Source organism: Curtobacterium sp. PhB115, assembly GCF_003752025.1.
GTDB lineage: Bacteria > Actinomycetota > Actinomycetes > Actinomycetales > Microbacteriaceae > Curtobacterium.
Genome location: NZ_RJKR01000007.1, coordinates 355,383 through 368,699, shown reverse-complemented (window position 1 = coordinate 368,699; position 13,317 = coordinate 355,383). Strand labels below are relative to the sequence as shown.

The window sequence follows — 13,317 nt, the reverse complement described above, 5'->3', positions numbered from 1 at the left end:
TGCGCTGCGGTCGCTTCGTGAGCAGGAATGGTCGGGTGCCCTCGGGGGACCCGACCATTCCTGCCCACGATGTCGCGCGGGTCAGAGCGCGACCGGGAACACGGCGAGCAGGCAGGCGCCGACGACGAGCCCGACGACCCCGGCGGCGAGCAACGTCGTCCGGATCCACCCGCGGGCCTCGCGCTGGGAGAGCGCGGTGAAGAACAGGACCAGCGCGAAGAGCACCGTCAGCACGGAGTAGTCGTCGGACTGCTGGTTGTCCTGCAGCGCCAGGTCGAACCGCCGGTCCGCCCGGTCCGACAGGGCTGCGGCGCGTTCGGCTCCTGCCGGCACGTACGCCGTGGTCGCGAACGGCCCGTCCTCGGTGCGTCCGTCCTCGTCCCACGCCCGGAAGGCGGTCCGGAGCTCCGGGGAGAACCGCGTCTGCACGTAGTCCCGGAGCGTCTCGTCGTCGCGGGAGTCCGCCAGGACCCACTGCACCCAGAGCGTCACGTCCCACTGACGGGCGTCCCGTGCTCCGGAAGCGGCGTCCGCAGCCTGGATCCGCGCACTCGATGCCTGGCTGAACGCGATCGACATCTCACCGCCCCACTTCGACGCCTGGAAGCCGCACCACGCCGTCGTCACCGCCGTGACGGAGAGCAGGACGACCGCGACGAGCTCGTGCCAGCGGTGCCAGCGCGGCCGGGGTTCGGTCCGTTCGGGCCGGGGTTCGGGCCGGGGTTCGGGCCGGGGTTCGCGCGACATGGGCGGATCAGCTCGGGAAGACCCGTGACCAGTCGTCGCGCACACTGATCACGGTGGTGTCCCGGTCGGATGCTTCTCGGAGCACGGTCTCCGCACCCTTGTCGTACGGTTCGTCGCCCCGTCCGGTGTCGTCGTCGTGGTGCACGAGCAGGCGGAGCCCGGACGCACCCGGCTGCGTGTACTCGAGCATCTCGCGGTCGCCGTTCGAGTTGCCGACCGCGACGGCGGGTCGTCGACCGATGCGGCTCCAGACCCGCACCGGCTTCTCCGGCCCGTCGTCGAAGAACGCGAGCGCGTCGACGTATCGGACCTCGCCGTCGACGTACTCCAGCCCCATCGCCGACCCGATCACGGCCTCCGGCGGGATGCCGTAGTTCTGCTCGGTCATCGGCCGCATGAAGTCGCGTTCGCCGGCCGAGACGACGTAGCAGGCGAAGTCGTTCTCGCGCAGGAACTGCACCAGCTCGACCATCGGTTGGTAGACCGTCGCGGCGTACGGCACGCCGAGCACCGGGTGTTCCGCCTGCGCGTAGAAGTCACCCACGACGCGGCCGTAGTCCTCCACGCTCATGCCAGCGGTCGCACGGGTCACCGCGGCGAGCAGCAGGCGGAGATCGGCGTCGTCACCGCTCGCGTGCTTGTCGACCGCCTGGCCGACCCACGACAGGTCGCCGGACGCGACGGCGGCGTACGGCTGCGTGGCGGCGAGGTCGGGGTCCGCGCGTGCGGCCTCCGCCCAGCGGGCGACGAGCCACTGCAGCTGCGTCGGCATCGGTTTCTCGCTCCAGAGCGTGCCGTCGTTGTCGAAGACGGCGACCCGCTCGGCCGGCGGCAGCGCCGTGTCGCCGTGCGTGCTGTCGGCGACGAATCGCTCGATGACGTCGCGTGCGCCACCCGGGCGCCAGGAAGGCAGTGCGTTCATGCCGGCCATGGTCACCGGACGTGGACCGCGCGCGCACCATCCGCATCGGGTGAACTGCGCACGGGGACCGCGGTTCACCCGCAACGGGTGGTCCGGAGCCGCACACCCGACGGTAGGACCAGAACCGGACGTGCTCCGCTCCGACGCCCGCTCGTGCGACACCGGAAGGACACCACATGGCCGAGCTCATCGTGCTGACGTTCGACGACGAGGGCCGTGGTCGCGCGGCGTACGAGGAAGCGCAGGCCCTCGACGAGCGGTCCGCCGTCCTGCTCGACGGTCTCGCCCACGTCCGTGTCGACGAGCACGGCAAGACGCACGTCGAGTCACCAGCGCGCGATTCGCGGGTCGGCGCCCGAGCGGCGTCCAGCGCGGTCTTCGGCACGGTCCTCGGGTTCCTGTTCCTGATGCCGTTCATCGGTCTCGTCGTCGGCGGGGTGGTCGGCGTCCTGTTCGCCGGGCTCGACCGCGCGGGCCTCGACGCGTCGTTCCGACGGGAGCTGGCCGACCAGCTCGGGCACGGCGGTTCGGCCGTCGTCGCGTACACGACGCCCGAGGACAGCGCTCGGCTCGTGGACGCACTGGCCCGGTTCGGGGGGACCGTCCTGCGCACCACCGTCTCGGACCAGGACGAGCAGGAGATCGCGCACGACCCCCACGGCCCGCGCTGAGGACGCCGGACGGAACATCTCACCCGCTCAGGGTGGCCCGGCTCCGGACACGGTCGAGCAGCATCCCAGCAGGGCCGCACCTGCCACCGACACCGACGCGGTCACCACGAACGAGGAGGGCAGCCATGCCGAAGGACAAGCCGAACATCCTGGTCATCTGGGGTGACGACATCGGGATCACCAACCTGAGCTGTTACAGCGACGGGCTGATGGGGTACCAGACGCCGAACATCGACCGCATCGCCGACGAGGGGATGCGGTTCACGGACTCCTACGGCGAGCAGAGCTGCACCGCCGGCCGGTCGTCGTTCATCACCGGGCAGAGCGTCTTCCGGACCGGGCTCAGCAAGGTGGGCATGCCGGGCGCCGACCTCGGGCTCCGCGCCGAGGACCCGACGATCGCCGAGGTCCTGAAGCCGCACGGGTACGCCACCGGACAGTTCGGCAAGAACCACCTCGGCGACAAGAACGACTTCCTGCCGACCGCGCACGGGTTCGACGAGTTCTACGGCAACCTGTACCACCTCAACGCGGAAGAGGAGCCGGAGTCGGCGAACTGGCCGTCGGTCGAGGACTTCCCGGCGTTCAACGACCGCGCCCGACCGCGCGGGGTGATCCACTCGTGGGCTTCCGACGAGGACGACGACACCGTGGACGGACGCTACGGGCGCCGCGGGAAGCAGCGCGTCGAGGACACGGGCCCCCTCACGAAGAAGCGGATGGAGACCATCGACGAGGAGTTCGCGGACGCCGCGATGGACTTCATCGGTCGGCAGGCCGAGTCCGAGACCCCGTTCTTCGTCTGGATGAACACCACGCACATGCACTTCCGGACGCACCCGAAGCCGGAGAGCATCGGGCAGGCGGGGCGGTGGCAGTCGACCTACCACGACACGATGATCGACCACGACCGGGTGGTCGGGTCCCTGCTCGACCAGCTCGACGAGCTCGGCATCGCCGACGACACCATCGTGATCTACTCCACGGACAACGGGCCGCACATGAACACCTGGCCCGACGGCGGCATGACCCCGTTCCGCAGCGAGAAGAACACGAACTGGGAAGGGGCGTTCCGCGTCCCGCAGATGATCCGCTGGCCCGGGCACATCGACGCTGGGTCGATCTCGAACGCGATCATCCAGCACCACGACTGGTTCCCGACGTTCCTCGCCGCGGTCGGGGACACCACCACGGTCGACGAGCTCAAGGCGGGCAAGACGATCGGCGACCGCACGTACAAGGTGCACATCGACGGGTACGACTTCCTGCCGTACCTGACCGGTGCGACGGAGAAGGGCCCGCGCCCCGGCCTGGTCTACTTCTCCGACGACGGTGACGTCCTGGCGCTCCGGTTCGACAACTGGAAGGCCGTGTTCATGGAGCAGCGGGTCAACGGGACGCTGCAGGTCTGGTTCGACCCGTTCGTCACGCTCCGTGTCCCGAAGCTCTACAACCTCCGGACCGATCCGTTCGAACGAGCGGACGTGACGTCGAACACGTACTTCGACTGGTTGTTCGAGAACGACTACCTCCTACTGGCAGCCACGGCGCTCGTCACCGACTTCCTCGACACGTTCGAGGAGTTCCCGCCACGACAGCGCGCGGCGACGTTCAGCATCGACCAGGCGGTCGACAAGCTGCAGTCGTTCCTGGCCGGCGGCGACTGACGATGGCGGGGAGCGCTCCGACGACGGCGATCCGCTCCGCGATGGTGCGGATCGCCGGCGGCACCTTCACGATGGGGTCCGATCAGCACTACCCGGAAGAAGCGCCCGCCCGCCGGGTCACCGTCGAGTGCTTCGCGATCGCGCCGGAGCCGGTGACGAACCGGGAGTTCGCCGCGTTCGTGCGGTCGACGGGGTACCGCACGGTGGCGGAGCGCCCGCTCGATCCCGCACAGTTCCCCGGCGCTCCGCCCGAGAACCTGCACGCCGGGTCGATGGTCTTCACCGGCACGAGCGGGCCGGTGGACCTCCGACACCTCAGCCAGTGGTGGGCGTGGACCCCGGGAGCGCACTGGCGTCGACCCGTCGGTCCGGGGTCCACGATCGCCGACCGACCGGACCACCCCGTGGTGCACGTCGCCCACGAGGACGCGGACGCCTACGCGGCATGGGCCGGCGGTCGACTGCCGACCGAGGCCGAGTGGGAGTTCGCGGCCCGCGGCGGCCTCGACGGCGCGGAGTTCACCTGGGGCGACGACCCCGAGCGACCGGGGGAGCCACGGGCGAACTACTGGCACGGCGCGTTCCCGTGGCGCGCGGACCAGGGGTACGGCCGGACGACGCCCGTCGGGTCGTTCCCGCCGAACGGGTACGGCCTGCACGACACCGGCGGCAACGTCTGGGAGTGGACCAGCGACCCGTACGTCGATCAGGCCTCCGCCCACCACTGCTGCGCGCCGGAGGACGAGACCGACACCGCGGTCGCGCAGCGGGTCGTCAAGGGCGGCTCGTTCCTCTGCGCCGACAGCTACTGCCGTCGGTACCGCCCGGCCGCACGCCGCGGCCAGGCGATCGACACGGGCATGAGCCACATCGGGTTCCGCATCGCGTCCTGACGGAGCGACGCCGCACGCGGCGGGCCGCCGCGTGCGGCGGGCTGCCGCGGGCCGCCGCTGGCCTCAGGCTGTCGCTGGCGTCAGGCGGGGAACCGCTCGGCACCCGCCGTCGCGGAGGACGGCAGTGCGTCCTTCGCGATCGCGGCGCCGACATGCAGCGCCGCGGTCCACTCGGACGTCGGGGCCACGGCGGCGAGGTTCGACTGCAGGATCGCCATCAGCGTGCGGTGCACCGTCTCCGCGTCCACCGCACCGCCCGCGTTGACCAGGCTGATCGCCCCGGTCGCGTCGGAGAGTACCTCGACCGCGATGCCCAGCGCCTCCGCTTCGACGGCGGACGCCATGATGCAGTTGTTGGTCATGTAGCCGACGAGGGTCACCGTGTCGAGCGAGCGTTCGCGCAGCCACGAGAGCAGGTCGGTGTCGGCGAACACCGAGCTGTGGTGCTTCGTGACGTGCTTCCACTCGGGGCTCCATCGCTGTTCGACCGCGGGGTGCAGCGCGAACGCCTCGGTGCCGGGGGCGAAGACCGGAGCGGACTCGCCCTCCGAGTGCTGGACGACGACGATCGGCGTGCCGGCGGCGGTCGCCGCGTCGATGGCGGCCGTGATCTGCGCGAGCGAGTCGTCGACCGGCGGGAACCGGATCTCGAGTGGGCCGCTGAAGTACTCCAGCTGGACGTCGACGAGGACGAGGGCGCGTTGGGGGCTGGTCACGGAGGGCTCCTTGGTCGGTGGACGTGCCCGTCGATCATCCTCCGTCCCCGACGCCGCCGGGACTGCAACGCACCGACGGGTCAGTCCCGTCCGGCAGCGGGCGACCTCCGCACCGCATCGACCGCATCAGACCGGCGTGATGCCGCCCAACCGCGCCTCTTCGGCGTCGTACCCGGCGCGCACCTGGCGCAGCACCAGGTCGTCGATCTCGTCGGCGTCCCGGAGGCGCAGGAGTGTGCGCGCCTTGTGCTGCACGAGCGCGAGCTCCAGCGCGACCGCGTTGTCGTGCCGCTGGAGCGCCGGGTGGTCGTCGTCCTCGGTCTCCCGGGCATCGATCACGTCGAGGTGCGCCTCGTAGTCCTTCCGGAGCCGCTCGACCGTGGCACGGTCCGCCCCCGTCGACCGGGCGAGGCGGGGGAGCGCGTCGAGTGCTTCCTCGATCGCGGTGCGCTCGGCGTACCGACGCTCCTCGCCGACGGACTCGTCCTCGGGCAGGGCCGCCTTCCGGAGCACGGCTGGCAGGACGAGCGCCTGGCCGACGATCGTGACGATGACCACACCGGCGGTCACGAAGACGATGAGGTCCCGGTCGGGGAAGGCGCCGCCGGACTCGAGGGTGCGCGGGACGGCGACGGCCATCGCCAGGGACACCGCACCCCGGAAGCCGGCGAACCCGCTGACGAGCCGGTCGCGGTGGCCCTCGCGGGGTTCGCCTCCGGTACGCCGGGTGACGAGCCAGATCGTCCCGCCCGCGGCGTTGAGGAAGGCGAACCGCACGAGGACGAGCAGGACCGCCACGGCGAGGACGATCCCGGTCGCCCGCAGCAGGTCCGCCGGGTCGAGTGCGCGTGCGGCCACCATCGCCTCGATGCCGACCAGCACGAACAGCGCGCCGTTGAGCAGGAACGTCAGGAAGGACCAGAACGCCCGCACCTGCTGCCGGGTCTCGGCGCGGTCGAGCTTCGGACCGACCTGGCTGACGACGATGCCGGCAGCGACCACGGCCAGCACACCGGAGGCGCCGATCGCCTCGGCGGCGAGGAACGCCGCGAAGGGGACGAGCAGCGTGACGAGGTTCTCGAGGACGACCGTGTCCACCCGCCGCAGCACGAGCGTCCCGATCCACGCGGCGGCGAGGCCAGCGGCGAGGCCGCCGAGGTACGAGAGCACGAGCATGCCCGAGACACCCCAGAACGTGAGCTCCTGCGTGCCGACGGTGACGGCGACCGCGATCCCGTAGACCACGAGGGTCGTGCCGTCGTTGACCAGGCTCTCGGCGCGGAGCACGGTGACGTTCCGGCGGGGGAGCATCTTCGTCAGCACCCCGACCGCGGTGGCGTCGGTCGGTGCCACTGCCGCACCGAGCACCCACGCCGGTCCCCACGGCAGCCCGAGCAGGTGGAGGAGCACCGCCACCGCTCCCGCCGTGACGACCACGAGCAGGGTCCCCATCAGCACGATGCCGCGCAGGTTCTTCCGGATCTCGCGGAGCGACGTGGTCAGGCTCTCCCAGTAGAGCAGCGCGGGGAGGAACAGCAGCAGCACGGCCTCGGCGGGCAGCTGCACGTTCGCGAACTCCGGGATGAGGGCGAGCGCGGCCCCGAACACGAGCAACAGCACGGGTGGTGCTACCCGGATCCGGTCGGCAAGCGCCGCGGTCAGGGCGATGGCGAGGCCGAGCACCACCACGAGTTCAGGTCCCAGCACGCGTTCTCCTCGTTCGGCCGACTCCGTTCGGCCGACGCTCCAGTCAACGCGGTCCGGCGCTCGGATGCACCCAGCGAGCGGGAGACGTCCGCGTCAACCGACGCCACCACGCACGCCACGGCAGGGAACTCGCCAGCGCCAGCCCGATGACGACCGTGCCGAACCACCCGACAACGACGCCCGGGATCGGCACCAGCAGACTCGCCCAGAGCAGCACCGAGAGCAGGCCGAGCACGTAGGCGGCGCCCGCCTTGAGGTACCGCAGCCGCTTCAGGCCCGCGGCCTCGTCGAGTCGTGACGTCAGTCGCGCCAGGAACACCGCGCCGACCCCGATCGCCGCGACCGCCACGGCCGCCTGCTCGAGCGCCCCGAGCCCGTCCGCGCCAAGCGCTCCCGAGCCGGACAGGCTGTACACGCCGTCGAGGATCTCGAACAGCATGAAGACCACGAGCCCCCGCTCGAACACCACGGTCGAGGCGTATGCGTGGATGCGCCACGCGCTGCCGCCCGTCCCGATCGACGCCGTGTCGGTGCTGCCGCTCGGCGTCCGGAGCGCCCACTTCGCGACCGCCTTCGACCCCAGGTACGCGCCGATCCCCGCCGCACCACCGATCGCCACCTGCAGGACCGCCCGCGGCGCCCAGCCCGCGTCGCAGGCGACGAGCACCGTGGTGACGGCTGCGCCGGCGGTGGCGGTGACCAGCGACCAGACGCGAGGGTGTCCGACGGCGGCGAGCCGCGCCTCCAGGCGGCCGAGCCACGACCTGCGCGACGCGCGGTCCGTGTTGAACAGGTACTCGGCGAAGACCAACCAGATGAACGCGGCGCCGAAGGCGGCGAGGGCCGGGCGGACCTCGGCGAGGTGCGCGGTGAACGAGCCGGGTTCGAAGACGGCCTCGCCGACGGACGCCGCGGGGTCGGTCGCGTCACCGACGGCGACGGCGGCCGGGGGCAGCAGGAGGCGCATCGCGAGGACGCCCGCGACGATGCCGAGTGACAGGAAGAGCCGGCGGGCGGGCGAGTGCAGGCGGCCGGCGATGCCGGCCATCGGGACCGAGGAGTCGGCAGCCATCGCGATCTCGAGCAGGGCGAGGGCGACGAAGGCGAGTGCCGCGGCGGGGCCGAGGACGGCCCACGCGACGGCAGCCGCCGTGACGGTGATGAGCAGGGGGACGGTCAGGAGCGATCTCGTGGCCATCAACCAATCCAGCACCTGTCGCCTGGGCGGGTGGTGGAGCGCTCCTGGGCATCGGCCTGGAGGCGCGGCTCGGCTCCGGCAGGTCGGGTGACGGCCCGTCCCCAGTTGCGGGGACGGGCCGTCGGGTCACGCAGGCAGGCGGTCGCCTCAGTCGTGGAACGTCTCGATGGACGCGCCGAGCGAGTTCAGGCGCTCCTGCAGCTGCTCGTACCCGCGGGCGATGATGCCGACGTTGCGCAGGACGCTCTCGCCCTTGGCCGCGAGCATCGCCAGCAGGATGACGACCGCGGGACGGAGGGCCGGCGGGCAGCTGATCTCCGCTCCGGAGAAGTGCGTCGGACCGGTGACGTCGAGGCGGTGCGGGTCGCGGAGGGTGACGCTGGCGCCGAGGCGGGTGAGGTCGAGCAGGTGGATCGCCCGGCCCTCGTAGACCCAGTCGTGCACGAGCGTGGTGCCGGAGGCGGTCGCGGCGATCACGACGAAGAAGGGCAGGTTGTCGATGTTCAGGCCGGGGAACGGCATCGCGTGGATCTTGTCGATCGGAGCGTGCAGCTCGGACGGGTGCACGGTGATGTCGACCAGGCGGGTCCGGCCGTTGGCGGCGGAGTACTCCGCGCTGACGTCGAAGCGCAGACCCATCTCGGCGAGGGTCGCGAGCTCGATCTCGAGGAACTCGATCGGCGCACGGGTCACGGTGAGGGTCGACGAGGTGACGATGCCGGCGGTCAGCAGGCTCATCGCCTCGACCGGGTCCTCGCTCGGCCAGTAGTCGACGACCTCTTCGATGCGGCTCTTGCCGGTGATGCGGAGGGTCGTGGTGCCGATGCCCTCGATGCGCACCCCGAGCAGCTCGAGGAAGAAGCAGAGGTCCTGCACCATGTAGTTCGGGCTGGCGTTCCGGATCACGGTCTCACCGTCGCGGGCGGCGGCGGCGAGGATCGCGTTCTCGGTCACGGTGTCGCCGCGCTCGGTGAGGACGACGGACTTCGCGGGGACGTCCTGGTTGGCGACGCCGACCTCGTACCAACCGGAGGTCGCCTCGACGTCGACGCCGAAGGGGCGGAGCGCGATGAGGTGCGGCTCGACGGTCCGGGTGCCGAGGTCGCAGCCACCGGCGTACGGCAGGCGGAAGGACTCGTAGCGGCCGCTCAGCGGGCCGAGGAACATCAGGACGCTGCGGGTGCGTCGAGCGGCGTCGGCGTCGATGGCGTCGAGGTGGAGGTCGGCCGGCGCGACGATCTCGAGGGTCTCGCCGTCCTCCGACCAGGTGACGCTCGCGCCGAGGCTGCGGAGCACGTCGATGATGCGGTCGACCTCGACGATCCGGGCGACCTTGTGCAGACGGGTCACACCACGGTTCAGCAGGGATGCGCAGAGCAGCGCCACGGCGGCGTTCTTGCTCGAGTTCACCGCGATCGACCCGCTGAGCTTCCGGCCACCCTGCACGCGCAGGTGCGCACGCTGCGGTGCGCCACCGATGGAGACGATCTGCTGGTCGAGGGCATCGCTGATGCGCGTGAGCATCTCGAGGGACAGGTTCTGGCCGCCCTGCTCGATGCGGTTGATCGCGCTCTGGCTGGTGCCGACGCGTTCGGCGAGCTGCGCCTGGGTCATGCTGCGACCCTTGCGGGCGCCCCGGATCAGGGCGCCGACCTCGCGGAGCGGAGCGGCGGAGCCAGTGGCGGCGGACACGGTGGTGCCGGGCACGGTGGCAGCGGGGGTGACGACGGTGGTGGTGTCGGACATGGCGTCACGCTAACACGCTCATGAGATAAAACGCTGCCGATCGGACCGTTTCGCGGCCCGTACGCACTTGCATCAACTCGTATCTGAGAGTTCGGGGGACGAACGCGATCAGGACGGGGACAGCGTGCCGCGGACGATCGAGTCGCCGGAGTGGGCCGGATCGCCGTCGTCCGCCTCGGCCGAGACGTCGACGACGGGGAAGCGTGAGGTGTCGATCGCCGCCGGGACGGTGAAGCGTCCGCGGTCGCCGTCGAGGAACCCGACGCTGACGAGCCCCTCGAGGTCCGAGCGCATCATCCAGACCTCGCGGAGCGCACCCGTGCCGTCGCCGTCGGCGTCGCCGTCGCCGTCGGCGTCGCCGTCGGCGTCGGCTCCGGTGCGCAGGTCCACGACGAGGGTGAGGCGGCCGTCCCGATCACGTTCGAGCTCGGCGGTGCCGCTCGAGCCCTTCCACGAGGGCAGGGCATCGAGGTCGGCGGTCGCGAGCACCGTCTCGTTCCGCGCGGGCGAGCCGGGCAGGACCCCGGGCACGACTCCGGAGACGACGCCGATGCCGACCAGCACGGCCAGCACCCCGACCCCGGTCAGCACGACGGCGAGCAGGCGGCGACGACGGCGCGGACGGCGGCGCACCGCGCGCGCAGGCGTCGGCGACGGGGCCGTCCCGATCTCGGCGGCGATCCGGTCCCAGACCCGCTCCGGGGGCGCGGTCAGCTCGATGTCCGTGGAGGACCGGGTGACTGCGGCGACCCGTTGCAGCGCGGCCACTTCGTCCCGGCAGGTGGCACAGGAGGCGGGGTGTGCCGCGACGTCGTCCTCGGCCACCTCGTCGGAGACCGCGAGCATCGCCAGGGTCTCGTCGTCGACGTGCTTCATTCGATCACCTCCAGACGTGTTCGGAGCCGAGCCAGACTCCGGTGGATGTGGCTCTTGACCGTCCCGAGGGGCAGGTCGAGCCGTTCAGCGATCTCACGATGGCTGAGGTCGTCGTAGAACGCCAGTCGCATCACCCGTCGGGGGACCTCGGCGAGCCGGTCGAGCTCGCCCGCGACGAGCGCCCGTTCGGCCAGGTCGAACGCCGGTTCCGGTGCCGGTGTGGTCTCCTCGACGACGTCGGGGTCGGCGGCGCTCGCGTGTCGGCGGCGTTCGGCGAGTGCGTCCGCGATGCAGTTCCGGGTGATGCCGACGAGCCAGGCGCCGAGGGGTGCACGCGCCGGGTCGTAGGTGGAACTGTGCTGCCAGGCCTTCACGAACACCTGCTGCGTGACGTCCTCGGCGGCGCTCGGCTCCGCCAGGGCGCGGAGTGCGAGCGAGTAGACCAGCGACGACCACCGGTCGTAGACCGCACGCAGGGCGTCCTGGCCTCCGGCGCTGAACGCGTCGGAGAGTTCGCCGTCGTCCAGGAGGGTGGTCGTCACGTCGTCCTGTCGCTGGTGCGGTCCTCGTCGACCGCGCCCTGATCGTACGTCGCGCCCGGTGCTCACGCGGGGTTCGCGGTGATCAGGAGGTTGCTCTCGTAGTGGTGGGTGGCGGTGTCGAAGTCGCCGCCGCAGGTGACGAGCACGAGCTGCCGCGGTCCGTCGCCGCGGAACACCGACGCCCAGGGCAGCCCCTGCTTCGTGAGCAGGCCGACCGAGTCGATCCGCCAGCGGGTGTCGGTGCCGTCGGCGTCGGTGAGCGTGACGGTGGTGCCCTCGGGGACGTCCTGCAGGTGGGCGAACGGGCCGGTGCCGTACCCGACGGCGTCGACGTGGGCCGCGATGACGATGGTGCCCGCCGACGAGGACGGTGCCGCACCGAACCGGTACCAGCCGGCGACGCCCGGGTCCGGCGGCAGGGCCATCGCGCCGTCGTCGTCGACACCCTCGGGCCGGACCGGTGCGGTGACACCCGCCCAGTCGACGCTGATCCGTGTCGGCGGTGCTGCTGTCCGGACCGGCGGCAGCGTGGCCGCTGCCTGCGGCACCGCGGTGGAGAACGCCGAGGGGACGGGCGTGGGTGTGGTGGTCGGGGCGAACGAAGGGCGCCCGCCGGGGGCGGACCCGGCCGACGAGCACCCGGTCAGGACGGCGACGGCCACCGCGGCGACGACGAGCGTCGCCGCGGCGGACCGCACCGGTCGGAGCATGCTCAGCGGCCCGAGTCCTGCGCTCGCGTGGTGGTCGCCGCGTGACGGCGACGGAGCACGACGGCGCCGATGGCCACCGCGGCTGCGATCGCAGCAGCAGCACCACCGAACAGCGGTGCGGCGTCGGGGCGGTTCGTCGCGACCAGACCGGCGTTCCCTGCGGGCACGCCGTTCAGCGTTCCACCGAGGTCGGAGATCGTCTGGGTGGCGAGGGCCAGGTTCGAGTCGTCCAGGCTGCCCCACGCGTACACGATCGTGTCGGCGCCCGCTGCGACCTCGACGTCGGCCGGTCCGATCACGGGGTCGGTCGTGCCGGTCGCCGCGACCGAGGCCGAGACCGTGCCGGCCGGCAGTTCGAGCGCTTGCTCGTCCGGGTTCGACAGGTTCGACACGACCGCCTTGCCGCCGGCGAGCACGTCGACCGCGGGTGCGGCTGCGACGTGCCGGACGACCAGTCGACCCTGTCCGGCCGGGACCGTCGACGTGTCGTTGGTGAAGAGCGTCGCGGTCGGCGATCCGTCGGCCTCGTCGTGTGCGACGGCGGTGTAGTTCCCGCCGGCGTCGAGCGTGACGTCGACCGGGCCGATGATCGGCTTCGAGTCGTCGGACGAGTCGGACGCCGTGATCGCGAGCTCGTGGGCACCGACCGGCATCATCATCGGCCCGGCGAGTGACCCTGGTTCGAAGTCGTCGAGGGCCCGCTTGCCGTCGAGGTACACGTCGACGGTGACGGCGGGCACGGCGTGCAGGACGGAGAGGGTGGCGTCGCCCGTGGCGGCGGTGGCGGCCGTCGCGGGCAGCACGACCGCGGCTGCGGCGAGCAGGACACCGGCGCTCAGGCCGGTGGCGAGTGTCTTGCGCATGACGTGACTCCTTCGGGCCGGTCCGGGCCGGTGCGGACGACGTCGTCGTCGACGTCGTA

At 71.7% G+C, this 13,317-nt stretch carries 13 protein-coding genes; 3 read left to right on the top strand and 10 right to left on the bottom strand.

The window, feature by feature from the left end:
- Nucleotides 1–81 precede the first annotated feature (81 nt).
- Together EDF19_RS11305 and EDF19_RS11295 are read right to left on the bottom strand one after the other, a co-directional pair.
- Nucleotides 82–747, bottom strand: coding sequence for a hypothetical protein (locus EDF19_RS11305; RefSeq protein WP_260217107.1), 666 nt, complete (start codon nucleotides 745–747; stop codon nucleotides 82–84).
- Nucleotides 748–754: 7 nt separating this feature from the next.
- Nucleotides 755–1,669: an HAD family phosphatase gene (locus tag EDF19_RS11295; protein ID WP_260217106.1), complete on the bottom strand. Its 915-nt coding sequence runs from the start codon at nucleotides 1,667–1,669 to the stop codon at nucleotides 755–757.
- Between the two features lie 176 nt (nucleotides 1,670–1,845).
- Here EDF19_RS11295 and EDF19_RS11290 point away from each other — a divergent pair, with 176 nt between their 5' ends.
- The 3 genes from EDF19_RS11290 to EDF19_RS11280 all read left to right on the top strand — a co-directional run bounded on the left by EDF19_RS11290 (nucleotide 1,846) and on the right by EDF19_RS11280 (nucleotide 4,900).
- Nucleotides 1,846–2,340: a DUF1269 domain-containing protein gene (locus tag EDF19_RS11290; protein WP_123680955.1), complete on the top strand. Its 495-nt coding sequence runs from the start codon at nucleotides 1,846–1,848 to the stop codon at nucleotides 2,338–2,340.
- Between the two features lie 125 nt (nucleotides 2,341–2,465).
- Nucleotides 2,466–4,007, top strand: coding sequence for an arylsulfatase (locus EDF19_RS11285; protein WP_123680954.1), 1,542 nt, complete (start codon nucleotides 2,466–2,468; stop codon nucleotides 4,005–4,007).
- A gap of 2 nt (nucleotides 4,008–4,009) precedes the next feature.
- The gene (locus EDF19_RS11280; protein WP_123680953.1) at nucleotides 4,010–4,900 is read left to right on the top strand and encodes a formylglycine-generating enzyme family protein; all 891 of its coding nucleotides are present in this window, start codon (nucleotides 4,010–4,012) and stop codon (nucleotides 4,898–4,900) included.
- 80 nt (nucleotides 4,901–4,980) lie between these two features.
- Here the strand turns inward: EDF19_RS11280 and EDF19_RS11275 are convergent, their stop codons facing one another.
- The 8 genes from EDF19_RS11275 to EDF19_RS11240 form a co-directional block, all read right to left on the bottom strand.
- A complete protein-coding gene (locus EDF19_RS11275; RefSeq protein ID WP_123680952.1) occupies nucleotides 4,981–5,616 on the bottom strand; it encodes an isochorismatase family protein in 636 nt (211 codons plus the stop codon).
- Nucleotides 5,617–5,742: 126 nt separating this feature from the next.
- Nucleotides 5,743–7,323 carry a Na+/H+ antiporter gene (locus EDF19_RS11270; protein ID WP_123680951.1) on the bottom strand — a complete coding sequence of 527 codons (1,581 nt, stop codon included), beginning with the start codon at nucleotides 7,321–7,323 and terminating at the stop codon, nucleotides 5,743–5,745.
- Nucleotides 7,324–7,366: 43 nt separating this feature from the next.
- Nucleotides 7,367–8,521 carry a DUF475 domain-containing protein gene (locus EDF19_RS11265; protein ID WP_123680950.1) on the bottom strand — a complete coding sequence of 385 codons (1,155 nt, stop codon included), beginning with the start codon at nucleotides 8,519–8,521 and terminating at the stop codon, nucleotides 7,367–7,369.
- 147 nt (nucleotides 8,522–8,668) lie between these two features.
- Nucleotides 8,669–10,267, bottom strand: a complete 1,599-nt coding sequence (locus EDF19_RS11260; RefSeq protein ID WP_260217105.1) for a UDP-N-acetylglucosamine 1-carboxyvinyltransferase — start codon at nucleotides 10,265–10,267, stop codon at nucleotides 8,669–8,671.
- 108 nt (nucleotides 10,268–10,375) lie between these two features.
- Entirely contained in the window at nucleotides 10,376–11,143 is a 768-nt protein-coding gene (locus EDF19_RS11255) for an anti-sigma factor (protein ID WP_123680949.1), read from the bottom strand.
- Complete coding sequence (locus tag EDF19_RS11250) at nucleotides 11,140–11,685, bottom strand: RNA polymerase sigma factor (protein WP_123680948.1); 546 nt, start codon at nucleotides 11,683–11,685, stop codon at nucleotides 11,140–11,142. The genes EDF19_RS11255 and EDF19_RS11250 overlap by 4 nt, the downstream gene beginning before the upstream one ends.
- A 62-nt stretch (nucleotides 11,686–11,747) precedes the next feature.
- Complete coding sequence (locus tag EDF19_RS11245) at nucleotides 11,748–12,383, bottom strand: class F sortase (RefSeq protein ID WP_185022788.1); 636 nt, start codon at nucleotides 12,381–12,383, stop codon at nucleotides 11,748–11,750.
- A 14-nt stretch (nucleotides 12,384–12,397) separates the two neighbouring features.
- The gene (locus tag EDF19_RS11240; protein WP_123680946.1) at nucleotides 12,398–13,258 is read right to left on the bottom strand and encodes a DUF4397 domain-containing protein; all 861 of its coding nucleotides are present in this window, start codon (nucleotides 13,256–13,258) and stop codon (nucleotides 12,398–12,400) included.
- Between the last annotated feature and the right edge of the window lie 59 nt (nucleotides 13,259–13,317).